The organism is Streptomyces sp. NPDC045695 (genome assembly GCF_056432025.1).
Genome location: NZ_JBWKJU010000021.1, coordinates 35,111 through 61,216 on the forward strand (window position 1 = coordinate 35,111; position 26,106 = coordinate 61,216).

A 26,106-nucleotide genomic window follows, 5' to 3' on the forward strand; every position below is an offset into this window, starting at 1 on the left:
TCGTTCCTTTCACGCCTGGTTGTTGAGCAGTTCGGTGGCGCGCTGGTTCAGGCTCGCCGCGCCGGCCACACCGCGCTGGCGGTACCGGGCCGCCGCCGCCTGGATCTCTCTGACTGCCTGCCGGTTGCGGTCGGAGACCACACCGCCCATGAAGTCCAGGGACCTGGTCCACAGGCCCACGGCTTCCTCGTGCCGGTGCTGCCCGGCCACCGATCGCCCCAGGTTGGCCATGGTCAGCCCATGCTTGAGCTGGTACGTGCCCGGGGTTCGGCCTGCCAGAGCCCGCCGGTAGTGCCGTTCGGCCGCGGTGTGGTCCTTCATCGCGGTCAGGGTCTTGCCCATGTGCGAGGCGACCGTGGCCGCCACCGGCCCCGAGGCGGCGGCGTAGACGGTGACCGGGTCCCGGGTATCCGTCACGGCGTCCTCGGCGGCCAGAAGCGCCCGTGCGGCCTTGGCGCTCTGGCCGCCGGCCCCGTACGCCCTGGCACACGTCACCAACAGCAGGGCTTCGGTCTGCCGGTCGACCTTCCCCACAGCCCTGCCCAGGGCCGCCTCTGCAAGCTCGGGACATGAGCCAGGGTGGCCCAGGTCAAGGGCTTGATGGGTCAGGGCCCGCATCATCCACGCTGCGTGTCCGTTCGGGTCGGCTTCACAGGCGAGTTGGTAACCCAGCAGGTAGTACCGCTGGGCGGCGCCCTCCCGGCCGAGGTCGTGGTGTTTCCAGCCGACCAGGCAAGCCAGCTGGGCCGCAGCCCGAACGCCTCGGACCGGACCGTGGCGGAGGGGAACCGGGCGGTCAGCATCGTCCAGTTCCGCGCGCCGCGCGGTGATCCGTTCCAGCAGCTCGGGATCCAGCATCCACCAGATCGTAGAAGGCCGCCCGGTCACGGTGAGCGGGAACCGACAAGTCGGCCCCTGAAGATGGAGATGGGGGGCCTCGAACTGACAAGGATGTGCCCAGCGTCGCTCGACTCAGAGCACGCGCTGGTACCGGAGCTCAGCGAGTGTGATCCCGTCGTAGACGTCGTCCTGAGCCGCACCGTCAGCCTGGTAGCCGGCCCGCTCGTAGAAGCGCTGGGCCCCCTGGTTGTCACAGAGAACCCACAAAGCTGACGCCTTGAAGCCCTGGCCCTTCATTTGAGCATGTGCCTCACCCAGGAGGATCCGGCCGATGCCCTGGCCGATCAGGTCCGGCGAGATGTACAGGGCGTAGACCTCACCGACCCGTTCCACACCGGGCATCTCACTTCGACACGGCCCGAAGCAGATCCACCCCACCGGGCCACGGTCACCGAGCGCCACAAGGTCTCGTGACGTTCGTCCGGGTTGAGAAAACCGCTGCCGCCGTTGACCAGCATCACCTTCCACCGTCATGGCATCCAAATACGTCTGGGGAACGATGCCGGCGTACGCCGCCTGCCATCCTCGGACTCGGATCGTCGAAACGGCCTCGATGTCGGCCGCATTCATCTCCCGCACGTGCACCATCGCGCCACCGTAATGGCACAGGTACCTCAGAACGAACTGCTTTACCCCGCTGGCTGTGCCTCCCCCAACGAGAGCGGCTCCTGACGAACGATCTTCTCCGCGGACTGCCGCCCACCACCAGGATGAGTCCCCCGAGCACGGGTCACACCAGCCCTTTGACCTGCGACTTCAAGTTGGCGGAAGCTCACTGAGTGGAGTCCACTCGATGGGCTCCACTCGGTGTCGGCATCGGACGGTCCACTCGGTGGACGATGCCCGGCGTCGTCACCACAGCCAGGCATTCGAGTGCCGCATCCGGGACAGGGCGCGGGCATCGCGGCGGGCGGCGGCGCTGCCGATGCGGTTCTGCCGGGGCCGGGGCCGGCGCGCCTGGGCGCCGTAGAACCGGCGTACCCCGGCCGCCTTGAGCCGCTTGCGCTGCTTGGCCAGCTCCGCCTTCTTCGCCTTGATGGACTTCGGCTTCCGGGGCCGCTTCCAGATCGGCTGCCAGACCGGCGGCGGGCCGAACGCTCCGGCGCGCTCCTGGACGGCCTCCTTCAGCCGGGCGGCGACGGCTTCGATCCTCCGGTCCACGGGCGGCGTAAAAGTCATGCGATTCCTCCGGTGGATGTCGTCCGGCCCGGCGCGGGCTGGACGGGCTGCTGGGCGTGCGGCGGTGGGGCCGTCGCCGGGGTGGGCTGATGTGAGGGGCGGCGGGCGGCGGCTCGTTCCCGGATACCGGCCTGGAGTCGGGCGGCCATCTCGGCGGCTGCGCCCTCCAGCGTCCGGCGTGTCTACTCCACCGCAACGACGTCCGTCGTCGGCTCCAGGTCTCGGCCGGCCCTCCGCTCCGCCCGCCCCGGACGCAGGGCGCGTCTCGGGATGGTCGGCACGGCGACGGTGCGCGACCGGGGCCAGGAGTTCAGGCGGTCCGCCCGGCGTACGGCATGGACCCGGGCAGTCAGGGCGGCGGCCGCGAGGCGGGCACGCTGGTACGGGGTGGCAGACCGATTGCGGGTCAGGGGGCGCAGCACGGCCTGGTCCTCGGTGTCGTGCGGGTACAGGGCGCGGAGGTCGGCGGTCATCATCAGACCCTGGCCGACCGGGCGGGTGTAGCCGTCGATGGCCGCCTGGACGATCTGGTCGTCCAGGCCGGGCTGGTGGGGGCGGCCGCGCAGGACGTAGGTGAGGTGGCGCCGGGCTTCGGCCAGGAGGTGGTGGTGCGCGAACGCGCCGCGCATCACGTACACCACGGCGATGGTCTCGGCGGCGGCCAGGGCGACGTCGACGACCGGGCGTACCCGCGCCCATATAGCTGCGGCCGCTGCTCCGGCTCGCCCCCAGCCGTGCGACGACATCGGCTCCGTACGCTCGGGCCGCCGAGTCCCGCCAGGCGGCGCGAAGCTCGGACAGCGACCGCAGTTCCTTGCGCTTGGGCCGACGGGTCTGGTCGGCGGCCTGACAGGCCAGCGCGTAGGCGGCCCACTCCCCCGGCGGGTGCCCCTGCCATTCCTCGTACTTGGCCGTGAGGACGGGCAGGGCGTCCTCGATCTGCTGGCGGCGGGTGGACTGCCAGCCGATGAGCCTCTGGTCGCTGATGGTCACCAGGCCGATCGGCTGGTGGTCGGTGACGCGGACGACGGTCCAGGCGCCGGGCGTCTTCGGGTAGCTGGTCTGCCGGGCGGCGACGCGCTCCTTCGTGACCGGGCCGCCGAGCGGCCCTTCAGCGCGCCGGAGAAGAGCGCCCGCCGCCGTCGTGGTGGGCCAGCTGACGACGGAAGTCGGCCAGGTGGTGCCGCAGCTCGTGAAGCGTGTGCACGGCGAGCCAGCGCAGGGAGCGTTCCCGAGGCTCGGGGTAGGGGTACGTCAGTGTGCGCTCCCAGTCGGACGGGGACAGCCGGTCGAGGGCGTGGCCGAACAGCAGGGCAGCGTCCTGGAGCTGGCGCGCGACATCGGCCGGATCCTGCTGGGCGTAGCCGTCGTGTTCGACCCGCTCCTCGCGCCCCATCGATTCGGCGACCGGCGTATCTCGACGCCGTGCGGCCAGCAGCCGTTCCCGCTGGACGAGCAGCACGTCACGCACGTGGCAGGCGTACTCGAGGGGTGACCACACCTGCGGCTCAGAGCGCCGCCGCAGTGCCGTGGGCTCGCCGCCCAGCAGTTCCGCGTATGCGCGCGCGTCGTCCTCGGCGAGGACCGAGACCCTGGGAGCCAGGGCGAGGTCGTACGCGAAACCGCATTCCGTGCAAGCCGTCATGCGCTCACGGTACAACCGTCCCCGCCGGCCCGGCCCTCCACGGACGAGGGAGCCGACCGGCCCCTCCCCCTACGGCTCTGGAGTTCTCAGGCTCCGCCCCTGCCCGCCGCGGGAGCTCGTCACAACGGTGAGGGAGGGGAGTGCGGCCGTCCGGCCGTCCGGTCACGGTCACTGAGGGTGGCGCCCCGGCCGCGGGCCGGCCGATACGGGCTCTCTCGCCCGGGCCCGGATCCGCGCGGCGCCACAGCGGGACCGCGCCGGGCCGCCGGTGCCGGCCCGCCGGGTACGGACGCGGTGCAGCCCCGGCCGGCGCCCGGGCATACGCCACCGCGGCCGGGGGTAGTCCGCTGGAGTGGGATGTGAACGGCTGAGCTTCGACGGCTGGATCGCGGCCGCCGGAACCGGGTCCGGCACCCGTGTGGTCGTCGGGCACTGGCCGCGTTCGCCCTTCGGGCCGTTCAGTGACGTGATGCTGGAGCGGGCCGACGGCTGGCGCGTACTGCTGGCACCCACGTCCCGCACCGCGGAGTACATCGCCGGCGTGTACCACTTCGACGAGGTCCGCACGGGCCGGGTGACCGTGCGCAGGCGTGACCCCGTGTGGGACGTCACAGCGGGGCCCTTGGTCCTGCGCTTCACCGTCGGCCGCCGCGGAGCCCTCGGCCTCGCGCTGCGGACCGTCCCGTGGCAGCTCGCCCGACGGCCGCTGTGGGCGGCCGTGGCCGACGTCCCCGCCCGCCTGATGGCCGGCGTACGGACCCGGGGCAGCTCGCGCACCGGATACCGCCAGTGGTACGCGGCCGGCGACCTGTGGCCGATCGTCAGCGCCGGCGCGTCGTTCGACGGCGTCGACCTGGGCCCGCTCGCTCCCGTCGTCCCGCCGGTGCGCTTCGGCTTCGCATCGGCTCCCGCCACGCCGGCGCTGGTACGGGTCCTCTCCACCGTCGAGCGCGCGGATCCGGGAGGCGGTGCGAGGCCATGAGGATGCGGTGAGGCCATGAGGACCTTGGGAGCGCACCCCGTGGCGGAAGGCCGCTTCCGTCATCGCGGAGCCGAGCTCGTGTACGGCGACGCCGGCCAGGGGCCGCTCGCCTTCTACGCCCACGGCGGGTTCGCGAGCCAGGCCGACGAGGAGCGGATGGGCCTCTTCGACTGGGCGCGCGTCGTGGACGCCGGGCGCCGCCTGGTCCGCTACGACGCGCGCGCCCATGGCCGGTCCACCGGTGGGCCCGTCGCCACGGGCTACACCTACGCCTCCCTCGCCGACGACCTGCTGCCTGCTCGACCACCTGGGGGCGGCGGAACCCGTCGACGGCCTCGGTGCCTCCATGGGCTGCGGCACCGTCCTGCACGCCGCCGTCCGCGCACCCGACCGGTTCTCCCGGCTGGTCCTGCTCATCCCGCCCACCGCCTGGGCGAGCCGCGAGGCCTACGCGCGCGCCAACCGGTCGGCCGCCGACACCGTCGAACGCGAGGGGCCGCGGCCTGGCGGGCCACCAGGGACCGCGGGCCCCGCCCCGCGGTCGTGGCGGACGTGCCCGAGTTCCCGCCGACACCCGCGGAACGGGTCCTGCCCTCCGTGCTCCGCGGCCTCGCGCTGGCCGATCTGCCTATGCCCGCCGCGATCACCGCGCTGCGCCAACCGGCCTTGGTCCTCGCCTGGGCGGATGACCCGGGCCATCCGCTGTCGACGGCGGTCACCCTCGCCGACCGCCTGCCCGGCGCGCGGCTGCTCGTGGCACGGACGCGCGCCGAAGTCGGGACGTGGGGAGAGCGCATGGCGGAGTTCCTGTCCCGGCCCCCGCACCCCGGCTGACGAGCACCGGCGGGCGACGCCAGTGCCTCCCGCCGAACGTGTCCCGTACCGGTCACCGCACTAGCCTGAGGTCATGCGGCTGCTCCTGACGTCCGACACGCACCTGCCCACCGCGCGAAGCGACTTCCGGACGAGCTCGTGCGGCACATGGAACGTGCCGACCTGGTCGTCCACGCAGGGGACTGGCTCGACGAGGATGCCTACCGGCTCGTGGAATCCCGTGCGCCCCCTGCTCGGTGTGCGGGGCAACAACGACAGCCCCTGGCTGTGCGAGCTGCTGCCCGAGGTCGCCCGGGCCGACTGCGAGGGCGTACGGGTGGGCGTCGTGCACGAGACGGGACCCGCCCAGGGGCGTGAGCGCCGGTGCGAGCTGCGCTTCCCCGATCTGGACGTACTCGTCTTCGGCCACAGCCACATCCCCTGGGACACCACCGCGCCCGGTGGCCTGCGGCTGCTGAAACCCGGCTCGCCGACCGACCGGCGGAGGCAGCCGTTCTGCACGTTCATGACGGCCCTCGCAACGGACGGCCGCCTGGAGGACGTCCGGCTCCATGGCATCCCGCGTCCGGACCTCCGGTCCGACCCGACGGGCGCCTGACGCCGCACGGCGAAGCCGCGCCCCCCAGTTGCGGGGGGCGCGGCCTCGGCCGTTCGCGGTGAGGGGGGTCAGTTGACGTTGACGGCCTTCCAGGCCGCCGCCACCTGCTGGTACTCCGTGCCGGACGTGCCGTACAGGTCGGCCGTCGCCTGGAGCGTCGCCGTGCGGGCGCCCGCGTAGGTGGTGGTCGAGGTCATGTAGGTGGAAAGCGCCTTGTACCAGATCTTGTAGGCCTTGACCCGGCCGATGCCCGTGACGGTGGAGCCGTCGTAGGTGGGGGAGCTGTAGGACACACCGTTGATCGTCTTCGCGCCGCTGCCCTCCGACAGCAGGTAGAAGAAGTGGTTCGCCACGCCCGAGGAGTTGTGGACGTCGAGCCGGCCCACGGTCTTCGACCAGTAGTCGGCGGAGGCTCCGTCCTTGCTCGGCTTGTCCATGTAGCGCAGCGGGGTGCCGTTGCCGCGGATGTCGATCTTCTCGCCGATGAGGTAGTCACCGACGTCGGCGGAGTTGTTCGCGAAGAACTCCACCGAGGTGCCGAGGATGTCGCTGGTCGCCTCGTTGAGGCCGCCGGACTCGCGGCTGTAGTTCAGCTTGGCGGTGGCGGCGGTCAGGCCGTGGCTCATCTCGTGGCCCGCGACGTCCAGGGACGTCAGCGGCTTGGAGTTGTTGGCGCCGTCGCCGTAGGTCATGCAGAAGCAGCTGTCGGACCAGAAGGCGTTGACGTACGCGTTGCCGTAGTGCACCCGGGAGTAGGCGGCCTTGCCGTCACCGGCGATGCCGTTGCGGCCGAGTTCGGCCTTGTAGAAGTCCCAGGTGACCGCGGCGCCGTAGTGCGCGTCGACGGCGGCGGTCTGCCGGTTCGCCGCCGTTCCGTCGCCCCATGTGTCGTCGGCGTCGGTGAAGAGGCTGCCGATGCCGGTCGTGCCGCCGTTCAGGTCGTAGGTCTTGTGGCCGCCGCGGCCCGCGTCGGTCAGGCTGTACGCCGACCCGCTCAGGGTGGTGCCGAGCGTGACGGTGCCGGAGTAGCCGCTCGTGCCGGTGCCCGTGTCGATGGCCTCGTACGCGTACAGCTCGGCGCCGGTGGCGGCGTCGGTGATCACGTGCCGCTCGCTGGGGGTGCCGTCGTGCTGGGTGCCGGTGACGACGGCCTCGTAGGCGAAGACCGGGGTACCCGTCGCGGCCCAGACCACCTGGCGGGCGCCGGCGGGCGCGGCTTTGAGGGAGCGGGCGGCGGCCGGGGCTATGCGGGCCTCGGTGCCCTTGGTGGTCTTGCGGCTGCCGTCCTTCTTCTGGTGGACGACCAGGTCGCCGCCGAGGACCGGCAGGCCCTGGTAGGTGCGCTCGTAGCGCGTGTGGACCGTCCCGTCCGCGTCCTTGATCACGTCGCGGGCGACGAGGCGCTCCTCGCCGCCGAGGCCGATGGCGCGCGCGGTACCGGCCGCTTCCGTCTGCGCGGCGGCTATCGCCTGGGTGCGCGCGGCGCTCGACAGCTGGACGGCCGTGGCGCCGTCCTCGCGCTCGGCCGCCGCGTTGGCGGAACCGCTCTGGACGGCCAGCGCGACCATCGCCGCGGAGGCGACGAGGGCGGCCGTACGGAGCACGCGAACGCGGCTGCGGGAGGTGGGGGATGAGGACATGTGGTGGGTCACTCGCTCTCCTTTGATGCCGTGGGGGCGGGAGTGAGAGTGCCAGGAAGCGGACGGTGATTGACAGGTATGCAACAAGGATTTGACCATCTGTTGTCCGGAGAGAGGATTCCAATGTCCGCTCAACGGTCAAAAACAGGCCATTCCGCTTGCGGGGCAGGGCAGTTCGGTCTCCGGTGCCCGCGTACGAAGACGTCCGAGGGGTGACCCCGGGCGCCGGAGCGCGCCGGACGGGGGTCAAGGCGCGCCAGGCCGCCGCGCGTTGTTCGCGGCGCCCCCCTGCGCGCGGCGGGCGCTCGCTCCTTCGCGGTCCGCGTCGGTCCGGTCGACTTCAGCCGCCGTGTTCGTCCGCCCGGCCCCAGCGCGTCCCGTGAAGCGGGCAGGCCAGGTCGGGGCTCTGGGAGTCGTAAAGGACGGTGAATGGGTGAACTCGACGCCGTCCTCGCCGTAGGCGCAGGGAGCCCGAGGCCTCCTTCCAGGAGGTGTCGGTCCCGAGACGGGCCAGGTGCGCGGCGAGGAGGCCGGGGCCGCCCTGGTCGCCGGTCTGGTCCATGCGGTGGGCGAGCAGGGGCCACTGGCGGGAGCCGCCCAACAGGCCCGCCTGCGCCTCGGGCAGCACGTCCTTGACGACGCCGACGATCGCGGCGTGCGCGAGCCGATTGACTCCGAGCCGCTCCAGCGCCTTCGCGCGGTCGCCGAGGTCCAGGTCCCGCGGCACGCTCAACCCCTCGGTCAGCGGGCCCCAGGAACACTTCGCGTCCACACTCGCGGGCGGCGCCCACGCATCGACGGCCTCCCGCACCGGCGCCGCAGGAGCGGGCGCGGCAGTCGGCGCGGTAACCGGCGCAGCGGCGGATGCGGCACACGGGCGTCAGCCGAAGTCGGCGCGGGGGCGGCCGCGGTGGTGACGGCGGCGACGGCCTGGTCGACGCCCGCTCCGGCGGCGTGCGCGTCGAGGAGGATCCGGGCGACGTCGATGCCCTTGGCGTCGAGTTGGCCCATCGCGGCCGCGATGTCCGGCCATACCGGGAAGGCCAGGATCGCGTCGCGCACCAGGCCGCCTGGCATCGTCGCCTTGAGGAGGTCGGCCCACCGGTCGGTGCCCTGCGCCTTCGTCCGGGCCGCGTTGGCCACGACGGCCTGGTGGACTGCGGCGGTCATGCGGCCCATCTGCGGCAGGAAGGTGCCGAGGTCGACTCCGGCCTGCTGGAGACCGACGAGCTGGCGGGCCAGCTGCGGCCAGTCCGCCCCGCCCAACAGCTCGGCCAGGATGTCGTCGCCCAGGACGCCGCGCAGCTGGTCGGCCGACCAGCCCGGGGCCATCTTCTGGGCGTCCTCGCTGAGTTCGGTCTCCTTGCCGGTGAGCCGTTTCTGGGTGGCGCGTCGTACGGCGTCGGTGATGGTCATCATCAGCCGGTAGGCCATCGCGGCGGTCTGCGCGGCCTCCCCGAGCGCTTCGGAGAACGGTTCGGGCTGGGGCGGGTACGTCATCAGCGGGGCTCCCTCGGGTGGGGGGCAGCGCGTACAGGTCGGGCTCGGCCGGCCGGGATCCGGGCGCGGCCGAACCGGTACACCGGTAACGGGCCCGGTGGGCGGCAGGCCAGGGCCCGCGGTGCGCACCACCCGACCGGTACGCGGCTTCGTCGTCGGGGGCGGGGCGCCGGTCAGGCTGGCTGCTTCGCGCAGCAGGACGGCGGCCTGGGAGGCGGCTTTCGCCTGCGCCCGGTACTCCTGCGCGCGGTGCCAGGAGGCGGCGGCCTCCACGAGCGCGATCAGCAGGGTCAGGACGACCGCGGCGCCGCCCCCGCGTGCGGCGCGGGGGGCCCGCTCCAAGGCCCGGGTCGAGGCGCGCCATCCGGCACGCGCGCGGCCCTCCAGGCTGCGGGCGCCGGGGGCGCGGGCGGCTTGCTCGAAGGCGTCGGCCGCCGCCTGGACGGGGTCGCGGACCAGGGCCGGGGAGCGCGCGGCGGCCACCGCCAGGAGGTCGCCGAGCGCGGCGACATCCCCGGCGCCTTCGGCCTGCCCGGCGCGGCCCAACAGGGCGGACGCTTCGCGGATCCGGTGCTCTGCGAGCGCCCAGTCGGCCGGGGTGACGAAGGGCTCGAAGCGTTCGCGGACGCGGGGCAGGGACAAATCGTAGGCGAGCGTCGAGCCGGCGAACCAGACCGGGCGGGTTCCGCCGTCGGTGCGGTCCCCGGGCAGCGCGACCGCGTACCCGACCCGGGCGCCGTCATCGTCGAGGCGCTCGCGCACGCGCAAGCCCGCGTCTCGGAGACGGTCGAGGAAGTCGGTGTCGCCGTGGGCGAGGGCGGCCGCGGTGCGGACGGTGCGCTGCAGCACCTCCCGGGCGGTCTCGGCCAGGCCGCGGCGGGCGGCCTTCTCGGCCTCGCCGGTGACCGGGCGTCGGCGCGCGGTGCGGTCGAGCGGTGACATCGGGGTGAGGCCCCAGCGGGCTTCGAAGGCGCGGGCGGCGGTGTGCATGTTGAGGATGTCGCCGCGTACGCGGGGGTGGCGGCCGTCCTGGCGGGCTAGGGTCGCCGCGATGTGGATGTGGTCGTCCGCGTGCCGCACCGCGATCCACCGGCAGGCCTGTTCGTCGCCAGGGGCGGCGATGCCCGCGGCGTGCACCATGGCGGCGGCGACCTCGCTCCATTCGGCGTCCGACAGCAGCCGGTCGCCGGGGGCGTTGCGGACCGAGCCCGTCGTGGACGCTACAGCGACGACAGCCGGCCTCGCCGTCGCGCTGGCGGCAGCGCTTGCTGTCAGATTCTGCTCAAGATCAACGTTAGGCTGTTCTCGACCATTTTGCGGGGGGATTGTATGGACACAGACATCAAGACGCACCACGTACGGCAAGGCGCGGGAGGAGCCCGCTCGGCCGCCGAAACGGCACTGGAGAACCTTCGCCGGTCCCTCGATTCGAGTGACACGGCAGCCGACGGCCATCACGGCTGGGCCTCCGCCGCGGCGTTGAAGCGGTGCGCGACCGCCTGGGAGGACCACATGGTCGACCTGGGTAAGCAGATGAACACCATGGCCGACAACCTCCACACCACGGCCAACGCCTATGACACCACGGACTACCAGGCCAAGGACGCCTTCAACCGGCTCCAGCACGGCCTCGCCGACTTCGGGGGCAACTGACCCGTGGTTTCCTATCACGACCTGTATGCCTGCCGTGTGGACCAGTGGCAGAAAGCGGCGGACGACTGGGTCGACCTGGCCCGGCGCTCCTCTTCCGCCTGCGAGGACATCCGCGCGCAGGGCAAGAAGCCGCTCGACGACCACTGGGCCGACGCCACCGGCAAGACGGCCGGCAAGCGCTTGGAGGACCTCGCCAACCGCCTGGAGGCGGGCGGCGACATCATGAAAGGCGTGGCCATGGTCCTCGACGCGCTCGCCCACTCCATGGGATACGCCCAGCGCACCCTGTTCCACGCGGTCGAACTGGCGGGCGAGTACGGACTGCACATCCAGGACGGCCGCGCCGAGGGGGCGTACACGGGCGCCGCACCCGTGGGACCGAACGTCCCGCAGAACGTACGCGACGCCTACTCCAAGGAACAGGGCCACATATCCCAGGTCAACGGGCTGATAGAGGAAGCGCTGCGCGAGGCCGCGCAGGCGGACTCGAAAGCCTCCGCCGAACTGGACAAGCTGGCGACGACCATCAACGTCGCCAATCCCAGTCAGGCGCACAACGAGATCCTGGTCGAAGCCTCCCACGTCGAATTCGAGATACTCAGGGCCGACATCCCGGTCGGGAAAGACCCGCAGCTCGTTCGCGCCTGGTGGGACGGCCTGACGCCGCAGCAGCAGAAGGACCTCATGCGGGCCGATCCAGTGACCCTCGCCGACCTCAAGGGTCTGCCGCCCGAGGTCGGGCGCGAGCTGCGCGGACCCGACGGGAAGATCGACCGGGTCGAGATGGTGCGGTACGCCCTCGATCACTGGGACAAGAAGGACGACCTCAAGTTCGATAACAACTGTGCCAACTTCACATCGTCGGCCCTTGAGGCCGGAGGGATGCAGAAGAAGTTCGACTTCTGGACGGGGCCCCGCGGCGACAACACCTGGGGCCGGGAGACCGGCCTGGGGTGGGACTGGGTCGACCAACGGGCGTACCACTCCCGGTCATGGGCGCAGGCCAAGGGTCTGCACGGCTTCCTGCTGCACAACGGCGGCGAGGAAGTCACCAGATCGGATGCACGTCCCGGCGACGTCATCTTTTACGAGCAGGTCGCTCCTGACCCGGACGAACCCCAGGGCGAGATCTACCACGCCGCCGTGGTCACCTCGGTGACCCCTGACGGCGACATCAAACTGACCCAGCACACCAGCTCGTTCCAGAACGTAAGTCTGGACAGCCGCGAACACGTCGCCACCAAGAACCACGGCGAGCAGCGCATCCACATCGTCCGACCGCACCCGAATTGGTACTGATGGAAACCCCCTCTTCCTCCGCCGCGGCGCACGACACCATTACGCATAAGCGGCGGGTCACGCCCGGCACGGTGATCGCGGCACTGTGGGTGCCGCTCGCCACCGCCATCGGCGTGGTCAGTTCGTATTACGTGCAGGTCATCCACTGGGATTGGGTCGACCGGCAACAGGCAGCATGCCGGCACATGCCCTTCCCGCGGGCGGAGCACCTCGCCGCGTGGGCCGGGCCGATCCTCGGTATGTCAGCTGTGGTCGTCTGCGTACTGCTCGCCAAGTCCATCCGCCGACGGCACGGCGTCCCGCTCGGGGGAACGAAGCGAGGGCTGGTGGCATACATCGGTGTGTGGCCCGGCGTACTGACGATTCCGCTGGAGCTGTTCATGCTGTGGGCCTCCTACACCTCCGACGGGTCGGGGCCGATCCTGGGCGACTGCGGCTGAGCCCAGCCAGGAAGACCGGCTGGTACGCGCTGTACGGACTCGCCCTGCGTTCGGATTCCGCACGGTCGGGGTCGGAAAGACACACGGGGCTCAGGCCCTCGGCCACCTCGCCGTCCGCCAGGGTCCCACGTCCGGTTCGCCAAGACCAGCCGGATCCTCGCGGACCTCGCCGGCGGCCACGCGGACCGCACCTGGGACAAGCGGATCCGCGAACTGGTACGGCCCGACGTGCTCATCCTCGACGACTTCGCCATGCGCCAGCTCGGAGCGGCCCAGGCCGATGACCTCTATGAACCGGTCAGCGAACGGCAGGGCAGGTCCCTGATCATCACCAGCAACCGGGCACCCAGCGACTGGTATCCGCTGCTCTTGCGCAGCCGATTCTTGCCGTCGGGGGCCTGGCCGGCACGCCACCGCAGTCCGGCGAGGGGGCTGGCCGTCGCGGGCCCTGAGGCGACCGTCGCCCGGCGTAGCTCTCCCAGTGTTTCGATGACCTTGGGGTGTCCTTCTTCTGCAGGGCCAGGCGTCTTTTGATACCGATCAGGCGGTCATCCGACGCCAGCATCCACACCACACGTGCGGCGTTCTCCCGACCCAGGTCACGATGCGGTCGATGACCTCGGTGGGGGCGGTGGAGCCCGCATCGGTCATGGTCATCCGGATGCGCAGGGTGTCCTCCGGGAAGCCCCCGAGTCGAGGTCTTCGTACCGGATCGTCACCGTGCGGCCGTCCGTCCTCCTCCACCGATGGACAGCCCGCGAGTGCCGTGCGCAGCCCGCCGAAGACCGTTACGGCGTCGGTCCCCGCGTAGGACGACAAGAAGTTGACGGTCGGGCTCCCCGGCTTCTCCGTGTCGAAGGTCTGGGAGACGGCGGCGTGGGCGTCCCGCTGGCGGAGCAGGCCCCACATGGTGGTACAGGGCGCCGTCAGTTCGGGCATAGTGGCCTCCACTTCGGCCTCGTCCAGGCGCGGGTGCTGCCCCCGTCCTCCCGGGCCCCGGCGGTCTCGCCCGGCTGCAGCGCCAGTTCCACCGGCCGCGCGGTGTCCGGTACCTCGCCCGCCGCCCCCGGCGCCGGCAACGCAGCGGTGGGCGTCGGCTTCGAGTGGGCGGGCGCGGCGGAGGTGCGCGTGCCGACCGCCGGGCGGTCGGCGCCGCCGGGTGCGGGGGGGGGCCTCCGCAGGCGGAGAGCAGCAGGCAGCCAGCGGTGACGTCTAACCAGCGCCCCCTCCCCGCGACGGGGAGACAGTAAGGGACCGTCACTTCGTCCAGGTCTTCCACACGTAAGCCAGGAGTCACGCGACCGCGGCATGCTGGCTCAGGCACCGACGGCGAGCCGGGCATCAGCGCGTACCCGCAGTCCCTGGAGATCCGGCCGGCCACCTGGCACGCGGGCGGCGCCGAGGCGTAATCAAAAGTCCCTCCGTGCTGGCCGCGCGAGCCCCTGGATGATGCCGCCCGCTCACCGGGCATCGGCTGGAGTGCCTGCGGGAATTGGCTGGCAGGTGCATGACGAGTAGGTGGGGTACGGGGCTACCTTCTTAGGGCTCCGGAGGGGCGGCTGTCCGAAACCGCGGGCCACAGGCGGACGGTGGCGGTGTCTCCAGTGCCCCGGCTCCGCCGAGGGGCCGGCCCCCCACATATGAAGGAAGACGACCATGTTTCTGGGCACCTGGCTGAAAGTCGGCACCTCCGCAGCCGCGCTGGTCCTCGCGGCGGCAACCGCCGCGGCCGCGGCACCCGCGCCCATACCCAACGCCCCCGCAGCGGTAGTGACACTCCGTTACGACGACAGCCGGGCCGGTGGCTGGGAAGCGGCCATCGCGGCCGGCGTCGCCTCCTGGAATGCGAACGTCAGTAACGTACGGCTGGTGGAGGCCGCGCCCGGCGCCGGGGCCGAGATCGTCATCGTCGCCACCACAGGCTGGCCGCAGGCCACCCTCGGCCCGGTCCGTCCAGGACGACAGGTCCGGGTCGAACTCGGCGCGCAGGCCGTGAGCCAGGGGTACGACAAGACGCGCATCGCCGCGCACGAGCTGGGCCACAGCATGGGCCTCCCGGACACCAAGCCGGGGCCGTGCTCCCAGCTGATGTCCGGGTCCAGCGCCGGAACGGCCTGCACCAATGCCGTGCCCAACGCGACGGAGCGGTCCCGCGTGCAGAACGCGTACGCGAACGGGCTCGTGGCAACCGTGCCGACCGACGGCCGGGTACTCATCGACGCCCCCTGACCGGCGGGTCGGCGGGTGGGCCGGTCCGGGGCCGGGTTGGGACGGGACTCCCGGAGGGCGGCCGGGCCGGTCCACTGCCGCGCCTTGATCGAAGCACTCGACCAGCCCGGCCCCCACGCCGCGCAGCTCGCCCCCCTCGAATACTTCAAGCACGCAGTATGCGTCGCCTACTCCCTCGACCTGCCCGGCCGAAACCAAGACAGGCCGCACAGCGCAGGCGCAGGAGCCCGCACCCGGGGGACGAGGCATGGGCGCATGGCTGCTCGTGGTCTCCCTGATCCCGGCACTGCTCTGCTATTTCATGCTCGCGATACAGCAACGGTGCAGGAGTGGGAGCGTGCATACGCACGGTGGCTCTCGGCCTTCACCGCCTGGCAGTTCGACCGCTACCGGCGGCAGCAGTCGACGGCCGCCACCGCCGGTGACGCGTGAGCCCCGGCTACCCAGCCAGCCCAGCCGTCTTCAGTTGCGGAGCTCACGACGGATTGCGGCGGCGGGCGGTGGATCGTGTGCGGCGGGTCGTCTTTGGGGCTGCTGCCGGGCCACCGCGGCCACGGGTGGAGCGCGGCTGCGGCAGCCCCAGCACGCGGTCGCCCGCAACCATGATCGCGCGGGGCCAGGTGCTCACGGGGATCACCCAGCACACCGGCCACCTCGTCAGCTCCGTGGGGTACACCGACAGGGAAGCGGGCGCCGACAACGTCTGTGTCGCCGCCCACCAGATCACCGACGCGCCTCAAGCCGGGTCCCGTAGCCGCGGATGAGGCGACGGCGGCGCACTGGGCACCCGGGTGGTGCGCAGCGGATGCAGGGCACCCTGGAGACCGCGACCATGGGCTCGTGGATGAAGGAGAGGACATGGCGCGAGCAGGCCGGCGCACGGCACGCCTGGCGGACGGCGAACACAGGGTCGGGAGCGCTGCCACAGAGCGGTTGCAGGAAGCACGCGCGGTCGTCGCATCGCGTGCCTGGCACCTCATGGCGCCCGCCGAACTCGGTGCATGCCTGGACGTCGACCCTGGCGTGTGGGAGCGGCTCGCCGTGCACTGGGACGACCTTGCGGTGGATCCGTACGCCGCCCAGAGCGGTACACGCCGCCTGCGCCGCTACGGGCAGTTCCTGCTGTCCCGCTCCGGTGAGATCACGACGATGCCTCACGACGTCTTCGTGCAGCCGCACGCCAGCAACCCGCTCTATGTCGACGTCGAGCGCCGCTTCGAGCCGCTCACGGAAGAGTTCCAGGCCGAGCCGGTGGTGACGGCGCTGATCCGCATGCTCGGCGAGATCGCGGCGGGCCTGGACGACGTGGAGGAGTGGACCGTCAAAGTTCACCCCTTCAGAGTGATCGCGCAGGCGGACAGCGCGGGCCAGCCCACCCCTGAAGGCCGGCACAAGGACGGAGTCACCCTGGTGACCTCGCTCCTGATCGGCCGGGAGAACGTCACCGGCGGCCAGAGCACGCTGTACGACGACGAGGGGAGACCCATCGCGGCCGCCACGCTCACCGAGCCGGGGACTCTGCTCCTGAACGACGACCGGGCGACCTGGCACGCGGTCTCCGCGATCCACCCGCTGGACGCCGGCCGTCCCGGCCTCCGCGATGTCCTGGTCACCACCCTCGCCGCCCGCTGACCTCAACCCTCAAAAGCCAGGCCATGGCCTGTCGCCAGCACGAGCTGGTCCACCGCTGCCGCGGGGCCGGCCGAGCCGGCACCCCAGGCCCGCTGCCGCAGCGCCCCGTCCCCCCGGGTCGCCAGGCGCTGAAACAGCGCGGTCACCTCATCCAGATCCCCGAACTCCTCCAGTACCGGCCGCACCAAACCCACAAGATCGTCGGCGATGTCCGCCACCGGCCTCACCCGGCCGGTCAACGCGTCAAAGCCATTCCCGCTCCACCCGTCCCGAGCTGCCCGCCAGCACGCGGCCCGCAGCACCTCCCCCGTCCAAGCCGGCCCCGGATCACCACAGCGCGCACTGCCGGCCGCGGTGACCACCAAAGCGCGCAGGAGCACCGCGACCGCGACGGTGTCGTCAAGGTCCTGCAGCACGTCCATCGCACGGATTTCCAGGGTGGGCAATCTCGGGTTGGGCCGCAGATCCCAAAACGGGATACCTGCGTCCAGCATGGCCTCGGTATCCGCAATGACCACCGCGAGCCGCTCATGCTCCTCCAGCGACGCCGCGTACGGCGGCGGCCCCAGGCATGGGAAGCGGCTGCGAATGACAGTGCGCCAACTGGCGTACCCGGTCTCCTCTCCCCGGTGGAACGGCGAGTTCGCACTCAGCGCGATGAGCAGAGGCAGCCAGGGGCGCAGATGATTGCCCGTCAGCACGGCCAGCTCCCGGTCGGGAAGATGGACGTGGACGTGCAGCGCGCTGATGGCGAAGTCGTCCATCATGCTCCGGTACTGCAGACGCCCGGCCAGATAGCGCGGATGATCAGCCACCTGCGCAGGCCCGGCCCCCTGCATGACCGCGGTGCCCGACGCGCACAGCCGGGCCCCCTCCGCTCGGGCCGCAGCGACCAGAGCCCCACGCACCCGCCCAAGTTCCCAACGCAGCTCCCCGGCCGTCCGGCACGGCGGCGTCCGTCCCTCGACCTGGCACAGAGCGAACTCCTTCGTCACCAGATCGCCCACCTCGCCCGCTGCCCGCGCAGCGACCGCCGGTCCTGCAGGAACAACGAAGCGGGTGTGCGGGTCGACAAGGAAGAATTCCTCCTCCACCCCGATCGTCGGTGCTCGCTCAACGGACAGGGCGGAGGAAGAAGAGGACACGTTCATGCCCCCAGCATTCCTCCCACCCGCCGCTGAAGCGTCCGGCACGCGCAAGGGTGACTGCTATCGAGCTTCGGTACACACCCTTACCCGCACCCGAAGAGCGACGCCGAGTGCGATGCGAATCGCCGGGCCGACGACGACTACCAGCGAAGAGACTCGTCCACCGCTCTCACGGAATGTGTGCCAGTACCCAGTTTCGAGAACACTTGGGTACTTGCTTCGGCGGCGTGCCGATGCTTTGCGTCGTGCTGGCGCGTGGCCGGTCACGGCATGGGGTCGGCCCGGTCGTGGGTCGGGCCGACCGCGGACATGATGGCCTGCCAGGGGGCGGCGTCGAAGATGAGCTTGATCGAGGTGATCCAGCCGTCGTACAGGCGGAAGTGCTCGGCCGTGTGCTGGGTGATGCCGACAGCAGGGGCGGTGTGGACGTCGTAGACCAGGGTGGCCTCGGTCTCGCCGTACAGCTCGCTGATCAGCTCCACGCGGGTGACGATGCCGAGGAGTCCGTCCAGGCCGTCGAGGTGGCCGGTAGGGCTGTCGGAGGTGATGAACGGGCTGCGGAAGCGGAAGCCTTCGCCGATCTGGGCGGCGGCCGTGCTGACGTCTCCCCGGAAGCGGGCCTCGTGGTAGGCCCGCACGGTGCGTCGGGTGGCTACGGAGGCTGTGTCGGTGGGCATGGGGTGCTCCGTCGTCGTTGGTTCAGGAAGCCGGCGGCTGGTCGTGCGGTCCCGCGTTCAGGTGCTGCTCGATGCGTTGCTGGTTCTCGACCACGCGCAGGCACAGGTCGCGGAACCGGGCAAGGTCATCTTCGGTGAACCCCTGGAAGACGGCGGACATGGCCCGTTGCGTCGGCTGCCGGAAGGCGTCCAGCCAGTCGCGGCCGGCCGGTGTGATCGTGGCTCGTACCGACCGGCGGTCGCCCGGGTCCTGGACCCGCCGCGCCAGGCCGTCACGTTCGAGTGTGTCGACCAAGCCGGTGACGTTGCGGGAACTCACCCCCGCCGCACGAGCCAGTTCGCCAATGCTCAGGCCTTCGTCCACGGCTGTGCTCAGCCGTGCGAGGACGTCGAGCGCCCCCGCGCTGAGCCCGCGTCCCCCCGCACCGTGCGACCTCAGCCGGTCGACCGCCTGCGAGGCCGACCGGACGGCTGCGGCCGTCTCCAGCGCGCGGGTGTCGCCGCCTGCCGAGAACGCCTGCATGGAGTCCCGGACGCCGGGGTCGTAGAGGAAGCCATCAGGGTCACGGGCCAGATCCAGATTATGTACGTGCTTCATAAGGAAGTCATACTCTACTCTGCCGAGAGACCGGCGTCCTGGTGGCCGGCTGCGCGCCATCGGCCGGACCGTACCGCTGCGCCCCGACGCCTCCCGGCAGGTCGCCGAGCACCTGACCGCGGCCGCGCCCGGGCACCCGTGGGAGGGCGTGCGCTTCTCCGAGACGTGGGGGGAGCCGTGACGTGGTGGCCGAGCCAGGTCAGCTCGCGGGCGAAGGTCTCCCCTTCGCGGTCGGCTTCCTTGAGGGCTGCCTGGCTGATGAGGTATCCCTCCAGCCGGGCCAGGCCGGCCGCAGTCTCGCGCGCATGGTCTCTCACCGGCGTTCATACCCGCTACGGGGTGTCGGGACCTTGTCCGGGGGCGGCGCCGCGTGGGGCTGATGCGCCGTCCTGGTCGATCATGTCCCGTTTGCGGCCGCCGACGTAGTCGAGGGCCGCGATCTCCGGGCGGTGCAGGTCGAAGGCAGGGGATTCGGAGCGTACTCGGGGAAGGGTGACGAAGTTGTGGCGTGGTGGGGGGCAGGAGGTGGCCCATTCCAGGGAGCGGCCGTACCCCCACGGGTCGTCCGCCTGGATGCGGGGGGCGAACTTGGCTGTCTTCCACACGTTGTAAAAGAAGGGGAGCGTCGAGGCGCCCAGGAGGAAGGCGCCGATGGAGGAGAGGGTGTTAAGGGCGGTGAACCCGTCGGCGGCGAGGTAGTCGGCGTAGCGGCGGGGCATGCCTTCGGCGCCGAGCCAGTGCTGGACGAGGAACGTGAGGTGGAAGCCGGTGAACAGCGTCCAGAAATGGATCTTCCCGATGCGTTCGTCGAGCATGGTGCCGGTCATCTTCGGCCACCAGAAGTAGAAGCCGGCGAACATGGCGAACACGACGGTGCCGAAGACGACGTAGTGGAAGTGGGCGACGACGAAGTAGGAGTCGGTGACGTGGAAGTCCATGGGCGGTGAGGCCAGGATGATGCCGGTCAGGCCGCCGAAGAGGAAGGTCACCAGGAAGCCGACCGACCACAGCATCGGTGTCTCGAAGGAGATAGAGCCCTTCCACATCGTGCCGATCCAGTTGAAGAACTTCACCCCGGTCGGCACGGCGATGAGGAAGGTCATGAAAGAGAAGAACGGCAGGAGGACGGCGCCGGTGGCGAACATGTGGTGGGCCCACACCGTCAGGGAGAGCCCCGCGATGGTAATCGTCGCGCCGACCAGCCCGAGGTAGCCGAAGATCGGTTTGCGGGAGAAGACCGGGATGATCTCGGTGATGATCCCGAAGAACGGCAGGGCGATGATGTAGACCTCGGGATGGCCGAAGAACCAGAACAGGTGCTGCCACAGCAGCGGGCCGCCGTTGGCCGGGTCGAAGACGTGCGCGCCGAACTTCCGGTCCGCCTCCAGGGCCAGCAGTGCCGCGGCCAGGACGGGGAACGCGAACAGGACCAGCACCGAGGTCAGCAGGATGTTCCAGGTGAAGATCGGCATCCGGAACATGGTCATGCCGGGCATGCGCATACAGATGATCGTGGTGACGAAGTTGACGGCGCCCAGAATGGTCCCGAAACCCGCGAACGCCAGCCCCATGATCCACATGTCGCCGCCGACGTAGGGCGTACGTTCGCCGCCGCTGAGCGGGGTGTACGCGGTCCAGCCGAAGTCGGCGGTTCCCTGGGTGGTGAACACGCTGCTCAGCACGATGATGCCGCCGAAGAGGAACAGCCAGAACGACAGCATGTTCAGCCGTGGGAAGGCCACGTCCGGGGCGCCGATCTGCAACGGCATGATCGCGTTGGCGAACCCCGCGAACGTCGGTGTCGCGAACAGCAGCAGCATGATCGTGCCGTGCAGGGTGAAGATCTGGTTGTACTGCTCGTTGGAGACGATCTGCAGACCGGGGCGGGCGAGCTCCGCCCGCAGAAGCAGCGCCAGGAGACCGCCGATGACGAAGAAGACGAACGACGAGATCAGGTACAGATGCCCGATCTTCTTGTGGTCGGTCGTCGTGATCCACGACACCACGACCTGCCCTGGTGTTCTGCCGGCTGCGGGCACGGGGGCGGTCGGTTCCTCGGTGACCATGGCCATACCCATCCCCTGATCGCAGCCGTGCAACTCGCCTGGTCCGCACGCACGGACCGCAGGTCGTGCACGCTCCCTCTCTGTCTACTGGCTTGACCCGCGGACCGGCCGCAGCACGGCTTGCGCATCCGGGTGAACAGGAAGTCAGTGCCCTGCCGGGTGCAGCCGCAGGCAGGGGCGGCGGCGCGGCAGGGCCCGCCGCTCGTCGGTGCCGCGGCCTGACGTCGCATGGTCGGTCGGCCCTCGCAGTAGGGAATGCCGGGCCGGTGCCGTGGTAGTCGCACGGTATGGGGACATCACGCAGAGGCTACGGGGTCGCCGCGACGGGGCAGTGGAAGGAGGACGAGGGTGAGGGACGGCGCAGACTTCCCGCCGGAGAGGTCCACGCGTGGGAGCCGGGGCGCAACGAGACCGTGTGCGGGCTCTCCCTTAGCCGATCCCAGCTGATCCGGTTCTCCCACGTGCCCTGGACGGACGTGATCCCCGAATCCGGAGGCGCGGCTGACCGCGTCCAGAGGCTGTGCCGCCGCTGCACTGCTGTCGCCGGACGCAGCGGCGCGGACACGCGGCCGCGATGGCAGCGGACCAACCCTCGACCCTGACCACGGGCCGGCCTCGCGACCGAGGAGGAGGCAGACGTGAGTGCCCACATCCACCACCCGGGAACCCAGCGGGACCATCGCCGTCAGGCGCTGCGCCAGGGGTTGCACGATCAGGTCGTGGGGCTGCTGATGCTGGTCACCGCGCTGGTCCTGTGCCTGATCCCGATGGTGCAGCAGGACGGCTCGAAGGACGGGCAGGTCAACGAGGCGGTCATCGGCACGATCGTCTTGCTCGCCGCAGCGTCACGGCTCTACCGGAGCTCCGGGATGCGGTCGGATCTGATCGTCGGGGCCGCCGGATCCTACCTGCTGGCATCCACCTTCTTCCTGAGCCTGCAGAAGACATCGATCTACCCGAGCAACCGAGTCCTCGACATCGTCCTCGGCAGCGCTCTGATCCTGCTGGCAGCCGTCGGAACGCTCCTGCAGCGGGCCGGCCACCGCCATCGGGCCGACAGTCAGGCAGGCGCCAGCGACCCCAGGGACACCTCTACCTAGAGAGGCGCCACTCCCACCGGCGGAGCCCGGCAATGACACCGCCGACGGGGCCACAGGCCGTACGTAGCCCACGATTCTCTCCCCCTGCCCACCCCCGTCCTGACGCTCCGATCCTCCAGATACTCGTACTCCTGAATGCCATTCAAGGCTGGTTTGTGGGTATATGCCCGTCACCAGCTCCTTCTACGGAGGTCATGATGACGTCCATCCACCGCGCACCCATCGAAGAGCACCCCGACCTGCTGGACCTGCACGCCCGGCACGACCGCGTGGCGGCCACGCCCCGGGCCCAGATGGTCGAGGCCCTGGCCCTGATCACGGGCCTCTACCTCGCCGCGTCTCCATGGATAGCCGGTTTCAGCGGTTTCACCACGCTGGCCGTCACCAACCTCATCGTGGGCATCGCCTACATGCTGTGCATGGGCGGCCTCGGCAACTCCTACGAGCGCACCCACTCCATGGCCTGGGCCGCCGCCGCCATCGGCATCTGGACCTGCATAGCCCCTTGGGTCGTCGCCGGTGACGTCGCGCACAGCCGCTCCATCGCCAGCAACCTCATCACCGGCGCCGTCGCCACCCTCCTCGCCCTCGCCGCCGCCTCCGCCGCCCGCGGCAGCGCAACCGGCCGGCACGGCCCCAGCACACGCCGCCCCATGCGCGGAACCCACTGAGCACCGCGACGCACGGCCGACACGCCAGAGGAAACCCAGCACTGACCGCCGCCGGTCCTGTACCCCAGGACCGGCGTGGCAGGGCCGTACGAGCCTCTGTGCCACGCGCTCGGCTGCGACCCCCACGCCCGGCACCGGCGGCGGCGCCCCGCCTGATCACTGGCCTGTGTCACCGGACCTTGAGCAAGCGCGTGGCACTGAGTGCTCGGCGACAGCCCCGGTCATGAGCCCGACAGCCGCGCCGCACGTTCGGTACCCTCGCCGAACTCACCAGCCTGCCGCTCCCAGGCGACAGCTGCCGCTGAACGTGGACGTTGCCTCTAGCACGCGTGTCCGTGTGCTGGGCATGGCGACAACTCACCTGCGGGGCTGGGAGGTTCCGGAAGTCCGCCAAGACCTGCTCCGGTGGGCCGACGAGAACGTGGTCCGCGGCCAGCGCGGCTCAGGAGCGGTACAGGTCCGCGGCTTCACCGACCCGTTCCTGATACAGACGACCGTCCGCGGAGCGGAGCAGTTCTTCGTCAACGACCAAATGACGTGGCTGGCCCGTACGACAGGCGAAGAGCTGCCAGTGTGCGCGTTCGACGCGGATGACTTTCCAGAGCCGCTCGGGTTCCTGTTGTGGTCGGAGGACCCCAGCACCCGCACGACAACGCTTGGCCCCTTCTCCAGGCCGCGCTGCTGGAGCAAACGCGGCGCAGCAGAATCTGCACACCCCCATGGTGTTCCACCAGCGGGTGGAGGAAACGGCCCGGAGGACGGGAACGCCCGGTGTACGCGTCGGTTCTGGGCTTTGATGCCGTTGGCCAACCGGTGGATCACCTTGCGCCGGTGGGTACCACTCCGGCGTGTAGACACGCTCGAGTCGTTTTGCGCCCGCCGATACTTTCAGCACTTGACCTTGACGCAACGGCAGCGTTTCTACTGGCGGCATGCGAATCGGAGAAATCGCCGCGCTCGTGGGGCTCACCACCCGGGCGATCCGGCACTACCACCATGTCGGGCTGCTTCCGGAAGCGGAGCGGCGCCCCAACGGCTACCGGGCCTACAGCGTCCGCGACGCCGTCCTGCTCGCCAGGGTGCGCAGGCTCACCGAACTCGGCCTCAGCCTCGATGAAGTGCGCGACGCCCTCGCCAACGATGCCGGGCGCGAGCTGACCGAGATATTGGAAGAACTCGATGCCGACCTGGCCCGCCAGGAAGCCGACATCAGGGAGCGCCGCCGCCGGCTCAGCGCCCTGCTCGCCGAGCCGCCCGGCGCGACCGGGCCCGTCTCACCCGCCCTCGCCGCACTGCTGGCACAGGCCCCCCGAACAGACTCGCCGAGCGCGGCCAAGGACCGCGAGTACCTCACGCTGATGGACGCCACCACCACCGGTAACCAAGAGATGCTGGGGCTGCTGGGGCCGCTGATCGCCGATCCCGCGGTCGTCGAACTGTATGAGCGCCTCGACGCTCTCGCCGGAGCCCCCACCGACGATCCGCGGATCGCACCCCTGGCAGCTGACCTGATGGCAGCCGTCCCCGCGGAGTTGTTCGCCGCGATCCCCGAGGACGGGGTGGTCGTGACCGGGTTCAAGGAGGCGCTGCTCGCCGAGTACACCCCAGCGCAGGCGGAAGTCGTGGGCCGGCTCATGGAGGCTTTCGTGGAAAGGGGCCGGGGATGAGCGGCCGGCCAAGGGGCGTACGGGCGGCGCGGGTCGCGGTAGCCGCCGTACTGCCTGGGGAACTGGCCCTGGCGGCCTGCCTGGTGGCCGGGGTCCGGCCGCCCGGGTGGGCGCTGGCGGGCGCCGAGGCGCTGGTGCTCTCGGTGCTGCTGCTGGAAGCCTGGGTGCTGCGCTCGCTGTATGTCGCCGCGCGCGCCCGTGGTGCGGACCGCAGGGCGGCGTGGCGGTCCGCCGTGCAGGAGGCGGTGCCGGTGACGGTCCGCCGCCTGGTCCTCCACGAGCTGCGCGCCCTCGCCTCCCTGGGGCGGTGGGTGCGGCGCGGCACGCACGGGGTGCGCCCCGGGGACTTCGCTGCCGCGTACACCGGGCCCCAGACCGCGATGATGTACGGGCTGCTCTTCGTGATGGTCATCGAGACGGTGGTCCTGGCCTTCCTCATCCCTTGGCCGGTGGTCCACCGGGTGATCCTGGTACTCGACCTGTACGGCGTCGTCCTCGTACTTGCCCTGCACGCCGCCTGTGTCACCCGGCCGCACGTCGTGCGTCCCGACGGCTCTCTGCGGATCCGCTACGGAGCCCTCTTCGATCTCGCCGTACCGCCGGACGCGGTCGCCTCGGTCCGCGTCGACCGGCGCTACCCCGAAGGCAGCCTGATCACCCTCTCCGAGGACGGGGTCCTCGACCTGATCGTGGGCAGCCAGACCTCGGTGACCCTGGAGCTCAACCGGCCGCTCCCCTTCACCCGCCCGCTCGGCGCAACGGAAAAGGCCCACACCATCCGCTTCCACGCCGACGACCCGCGCGCACTGGTCAGCGCCCTCCGTCAGCCCGCCTGAGCCTCCTCGGCATCCCGCCGCAACTGCGGCGGACGCTCACCTGGGATCGAGGGCGAGAGATAGCCGAGCACCAGGCCATCACCGCCGAGACGGGAGATGCCGATCTACCTCTGCAAGCCTCGGAGCCCGTGGCAGCGCGGCACCAACGAGAACACCAACCGGCTGCTTCGGCAATACCTGGCCACGGGCGCGGACCTCCGTACGTTCAGCCAGGCCGACCTGGATGCCATCGCCCATGAACTCAACCATCGGCCGCGCAAGACTCATGGCTACCGCACTCCGGCAGAGGTCTACGCTGGCCTCTTGAACCCGACAAGCGCGGTCGCGCGCGGCGTCCTGGAGCCTGTGAATCCGGATTGCGCGACGCCCTGCGCTCGCAACCCGGCGTCCCGTTCTGCCCGGTGCGTTCCGCACCGCCGACAGTGGTGCCCCCGCCGTCCTTGCCGTCAGCGCCCCTTTCCGAGAGGGCTGCCCACCCGGGGCACCAAGCCCTCGGGGGTAGCTCACCGCCCTCGCGACGGACCGGTGGAGGGGCCCACGGCGGGAACTCATCGTCGCGCGAATGGCTCCTTCTCCGCACCGCCCACGGCGCCCGGGCCGGACGGCTCCTCGGTTCCAGGACGCTTCGGCTCGTCTTCCGTGGTCCGGGCGGGCAGGGTCTGCTCGGCCCAGATCGTCTCGCCCGTGCGTGTGGTGACTGCCCCAGCGCTGGGTGAGCTGGGCGACGAGCAGCAGACCGCGGCCACCCTCATCGAGGCACCGCTTCTACTTCCGCGAGCGGATGGCCGTGACCGCCTTCAACTTCGGCAAGC

General features: G+C 70.9%; 25 protein-coding genes and 4 pseudogenes. 15 read left to right on the forward strand and 14 right to left on the reverse strand.

The window, feature by feature from the left end:
- Positions 1 to 9: 9 nt before the first annotated feature.
- The 5 genes and pseudogenes from AC07DU_RS27915 to AC07DU_RS27935 form a co-directional block, all read right to left on the reverse strand.
- Positions 10 to 858: a tetratricopeptide repeat protein gene (locus tag AC07DU_RS27915; RefSeq protein ID WP_479114345.1), complete on the reverse strand. Its 849-nt coding sequence runs from the start codon at positions 856 to 858 to the stop codon at positions 10 to 12.
- Positions 859 to 972: 114 nt separating this feature from the next.
- The gene (locus tag AC07DU_RS27920) at positions 973 to 1,488 is read right to left on the reverse strand and encodes an N-acetyltransferase family protein (RefSeq protein WP_479114347.1); all 516 of its coding nucleotides are present in this window, start codon (positions 1,486 to 1,488) and stop codon (positions 973 to 975) included.
- 264 nt (positions 1,489 to 1,752) lie between these two features.
- Positions 1,753 to 2,079, reverse strand: coding sequence for a hypothetical protein (locus tag AC07DU_RS27925; RefSeq protein ID WP_479114349.1), 327 nt, complete (start codon positions 2,077 to 2,079; stop codon positions 1,753 to 1,755).
- Positions 2,076 to 3,117, reverse strand: a pseudogene (locus AC07DU_RS27930) (relaxase domain-containing protein); the annotation flags it as partial. The pseudogene AC07DU_RS27930 and the gene AC07DU_RS27925, both read right to left, overlap by 4 nt.
- Positions 3,118 to 3,190: 73 nt before the next feature.
- Entirely contained in the window at positions 3,191 to 3,724 is a 534-nt protein-coding gene (locus AC07DU_RS27935) for a DinB family protein (RefSeq protein WP_479038058.1), read from the reverse strand.
- Positions 3,725 to 4,076: 352 nt separating this feature from the next.
- Here AC07DU_RS27935 and AC07DU_RS27940 point away from each other — a divergent pair, with 352 nt between their 5' ends.
- The 3 genes from AC07DU_RS27940 (at position 4,077) to AC07DU_RS27950 (ending at position 6,138) form a co-directional block, all read left to right on the forward strand.
- Entirely contained in the window at positions 4,077 to 4,706 is a 630-nt protein-coding gene (locus tag AC07DU_RS27940; RefSeq protein WP_360901739.1) for a hypothetical protein, read from the forward strand.
- A 15-nt stretch (positions 4,707 to 4,721) separates the two neighbouring features.
- Positions 4,722 to 5,540: an alpha/beta fold hydrolase gene (locus tag AC07DU_RS27945; RefSeq protein ID WP_479114351.1), complete on the forward strand. Its 819-nt coding sequence runs from the start codon at positions 4,722 to 4,724 to the stop codon at positions 5,538 to 5,540.
- A 196-nt stretch (positions 5,541 to 5,736) separates the two neighbouring features.
- Positions 5,737 to 6,138 carry a metallophosphoesterase family protein gene (locus AC07DU_RS27950; protein WP_479114353.1) on the forward strand — a complete coding sequence of 134 codons (402 nt, stop codon included), beginning with the start codon at positions 5,737 to 5,739 and terminating at the stop codon, positions 6,136 to 6,138.
- Positions 6,139 to 6,206: 68 nt separating this feature from the next.
- Here the strand turns inward: AC07DU_RS27950 and AC07DU_RS27955 are convergent, their stop codons facing one another.
- The 3 genes from AC07DU_RS27955 to AC07DU_RS27965 all read right to left on the reverse strand — a co-directional run bounded on the left by AC07DU_RS27955 (position 6,207) and on the right by AC07DU_RS27965 (position 10,418).
- The gene (locus tag AC07DU_RS27955; RefSeq protein ID WP_479114488.1) at positions 6,207 to 7,778 is read right to left on the reverse strand and encodes a M4 family metallopeptidase; all 1,572 of its coding nucleotides are present in this window, start codon (positions 7,776 to 7,778) and stop codon (positions 6,207 to 6,209) included.
- Positions 7,779 to 8,118: 340 nt separating this feature from the next.
- A complete protein-coding gene (locus tag AC07DU_RS27960) occupies positions 8,119 to 8,505 on the reverse strand; it encodes a hypothetical protein (protein ID WP_479114355.1) in 387 nt (128 codons plus the stop codon).
- Between the two features lie 14 nt (positions 8,506 to 8,519).
- Entirely contained in the window at positions 8,520 to 10,418 is a 1,899-nt protein-coding gene (locus AC07DU_RS27965) for a hypothetical protein (protein ID WP_479114357.1), read from the reverse strand.
- Between the two features lie 189 nt (positions 10,419 to 10,607).
- Between AC07DU_RS27965 and AC07DU_RS27970 the strand changes: the two genes are divergently transcribed.
- The 4 genes and pseudogenes from AC07DU_RS27970 to AC07DU_RS27985 all read left to right on the forward strand — a co-directional run.
- Positions 10,608 to 10,931 (forward strand): type VII secretion target, encoded by a 324-nt coding sequence (locus AC07DU_RS27970; RefSeq protein WP_479114359.1) that lies wholly within the window; start codon positions 10,608 to 10,610, stop codon positions 10,929 to 10,931.
- A 36-nt stretch (positions 10,932 to 10,967) separates the two neighbouring features.
- On the forward strand, positions 10,968 to 12,230 hold the full coding sequence (locus AC07DU_RS27975; protein ID WP_479114361.1) for an amidase domain-containing protein: 1,263 nt from the start codon (positions 10,968 to 10,970) through the stop codon (positions 12,228 to 12,230).
- Positions 12,230 to 12,670 (forward strand): hypothetical protein, encoded by a 441-nt coding sequence (locus AC07DU_RS27980; protein ID WP_479114363.1) that lies wholly within the window; start codon positions 12,230 to 12,232, stop codon positions 12,668 to 12,670. The genes AC07DU_RS27975 and AC07DU_RS27980 overlap by 1 nt, the downstream gene beginning before the upstream one ends.
- Before the next feature lie 55 nt (positions 12,671 to 12,725).
- Positions 12,726 to 13,036 (forward strand): annotated as a pseudogene (locus AC07DU_RS27985) (ATP-binding protein); the annotation flags it as partial.
- Positions 13,037 to 13,210: 174 nt separating this feature from the next.
- On the opposite strand, the gene AC07DU_RS27990 reads toward AC07DU_RS27985, so the two are convergent.
- Complete coding sequence (locus AC07DU_RS27990) at positions 13,211 to 13,609, reverse strand: hypothetical protein (protein WP_479114365.1); 399 nt, start codon at positions 13,607 to 13,609, stop codon at positions 13,211 to 13,213.
- 717 nt (positions 13,610 to 14,326) lie between these two features.
- On the opposite strand from AC07DU_RS27990, the gene AC07DU_RS27995 reads away from it, so the two are divergent.
- Both AC07DU_RS27995 and AC07DU_RS28000 read left to right on the forward strand, forming a co-directional pair.
- On the forward strand, positions 14,327 to 14,899 hold the full coding sequence (locus AC07DU_RS27995) for a snapalysin family zinc-dependent metalloprotease (RefSeq protein WP_479114367.1): 573 nt from the start codon (positions 14,327 to 14,329) through the stop codon (positions 14,897 to 14,899).
- Positions 14,900 to 15,757: 858 nt separating this feature from the next.
- Complete coding sequence (locus AC07DU_RS28000; protein ID WP_479114369.1) at positions 15,758 to 16,531, forward strand: 2OG-Fe dioxygenase family protein; 774 nt, start codon at positions 15,758 to 15,760, stop codon at positions 16,529 to 16,531.
- Positions 16,532 to 16,533: 2 nt separating this feature from the next.
- Here AC07DU_RS28000 and AC07DU_RS28005 read toward each other — a convergent pair whose 3' ends face one another.
- From AC07DU_RS28005 to ctaD, 4 genes are all read right to left on the reverse strand, one after another.
- Entirely contained in the window at positions 16,534 to 17,682 is a 1,149-nt protein-coding gene (locus AC07DU_RS28005) for a carboxylate-amine ligase (protein ID WP_479114371.1), read from the reverse strand.
- 260 nt (positions 17,683 to 17,942) lie between these two features.
- Complete coding sequence (locus AC07DU_RS28010) at positions 17,943 to 18,356, reverse strand: hypothetical protein (RefSeq protein WP_479114373.1); 414 nt, start codon at positions 18,354 to 18,356, stop codon at positions 17,943 to 17,945.
- A gap of 22 nt (positions 18,357 to 18,378) precedes the next feature.
- Entirely contained in the window at positions 18,379 to 18,954 is a 576-nt protein-coding gene (locus tag AC07DU_RS28015; RefSeq protein ID WP_479114375.1) for a MarR family winged helix-turn-helix transcriptional regulator, read from the reverse strand.
- A gap of 332 nt (positions 18,955 to 19,286) precedes the next feature.
- Entirely contained in the window at positions 19,287 to 21,020 is a 1,734-nt protein-coding gene (ctaD, locus tag AC07DU_RS28020) for an aa3-type cytochrome oxidase subunit I (RefSeq protein WP_479038126.1), read from the reverse strand.
- A 287-nt stretch (positions 21,021 to 21,307) separates the two neighbouring features.
- Here ctaD and AC07DU_RS28025 point away from each other — a divergent pair, with 287 nt between their 5' ends.
- The 6 genes and pseudogenes from AC07DU_RS28025 to AC07DU_RS28050 all read left to right on the forward strand — a co-directional run.
- The gene (locus AC07DU_RS28025) at positions 21,308 to 21,622 is read left to right on the forward strand and encodes a hypothetical protein (RefSeq protein ID WP_479038015.1); all 315 of its coding nucleotides are present in this window, start codon (positions 21,308 to 21,310) and stop codon (positions 21,620 to 21,622) included.
- A gap of 36 nt (positions 21,623 to 21,658) precedes the next feature.
- Positions 21,659 to 22,120, forward strand: coding sequence for a hypothetical protein (locus AC07DU_RS28030; RefSeq protein WP_479114377.1), 462 nt, complete (start codon positions 21,659 to 21,661; stop codon positions 22,118 to 22,120).
- A 197-nt stretch (positions 22,121 to 22,317) separates the two neighbouring features.
- Positions 22,318 to 22,791 (forward strand): SPW repeat protein, encoded by a 474-nt coding sequence (locus AC07DU_RS28035; protein ID WP_479114490.1) that lies wholly within the window; start codon positions 22,318 to 22,320, stop codon positions 22,789 to 22,791.
- Positions 22,792 to 23,723: 932 nt separating this feature from the next.
- Positions 23,724 to 24,458: a MerR family transcriptional regulator gene (locus tag AC07DU_RS28040; protein ID WP_479114379.1), complete on the forward strand. Its 735-nt coding sequence runs from the start codon at positions 23,724 to 23,726 to the stop codon at positions 24,456 to 24,458.
- The gene (locus AC07DU_RS28045) at positions 24,455 to 25,294 is read left to right on the forward strand and encodes a hypothetical protein (RefSeq protein ID WP_479114381.1); all 840 of its coding nucleotides are present in this window, start codon (positions 24,455 to 24,457) and stop codon (positions 25,292 to 25,294) included. Before AC07DU_RS28040 ends, AC07DU_RS28045 begins: the two co-directional genes overlap by 4 nt.
- Positions 25,288 to 25,618, forward strand: a pseudogene (locus tag AC07DU_RS28050) (IS30 family transposase); the annotation flags it as partial. The gene AC07DU_RS28045 and the pseudogene AC07DU_RS28050, both read left to right, overlap by 7 nt.
- Before the next feature lie 224 nt (positions 25,619 to 25,842).
- On the opposite strand, the pseudogene AC07DU_RS28055 reads toward AC07DU_RS28050, so the two are convergent.
- A pseudogene (locus tag AC07DU_RS28055) lies at positions 25,843 to 26,056 on the reverse strand (ATP-binding protein); the annotation flags it as partial.
- Positions 26,057 to 26,106: the final 50 nt, after the last annotated feature.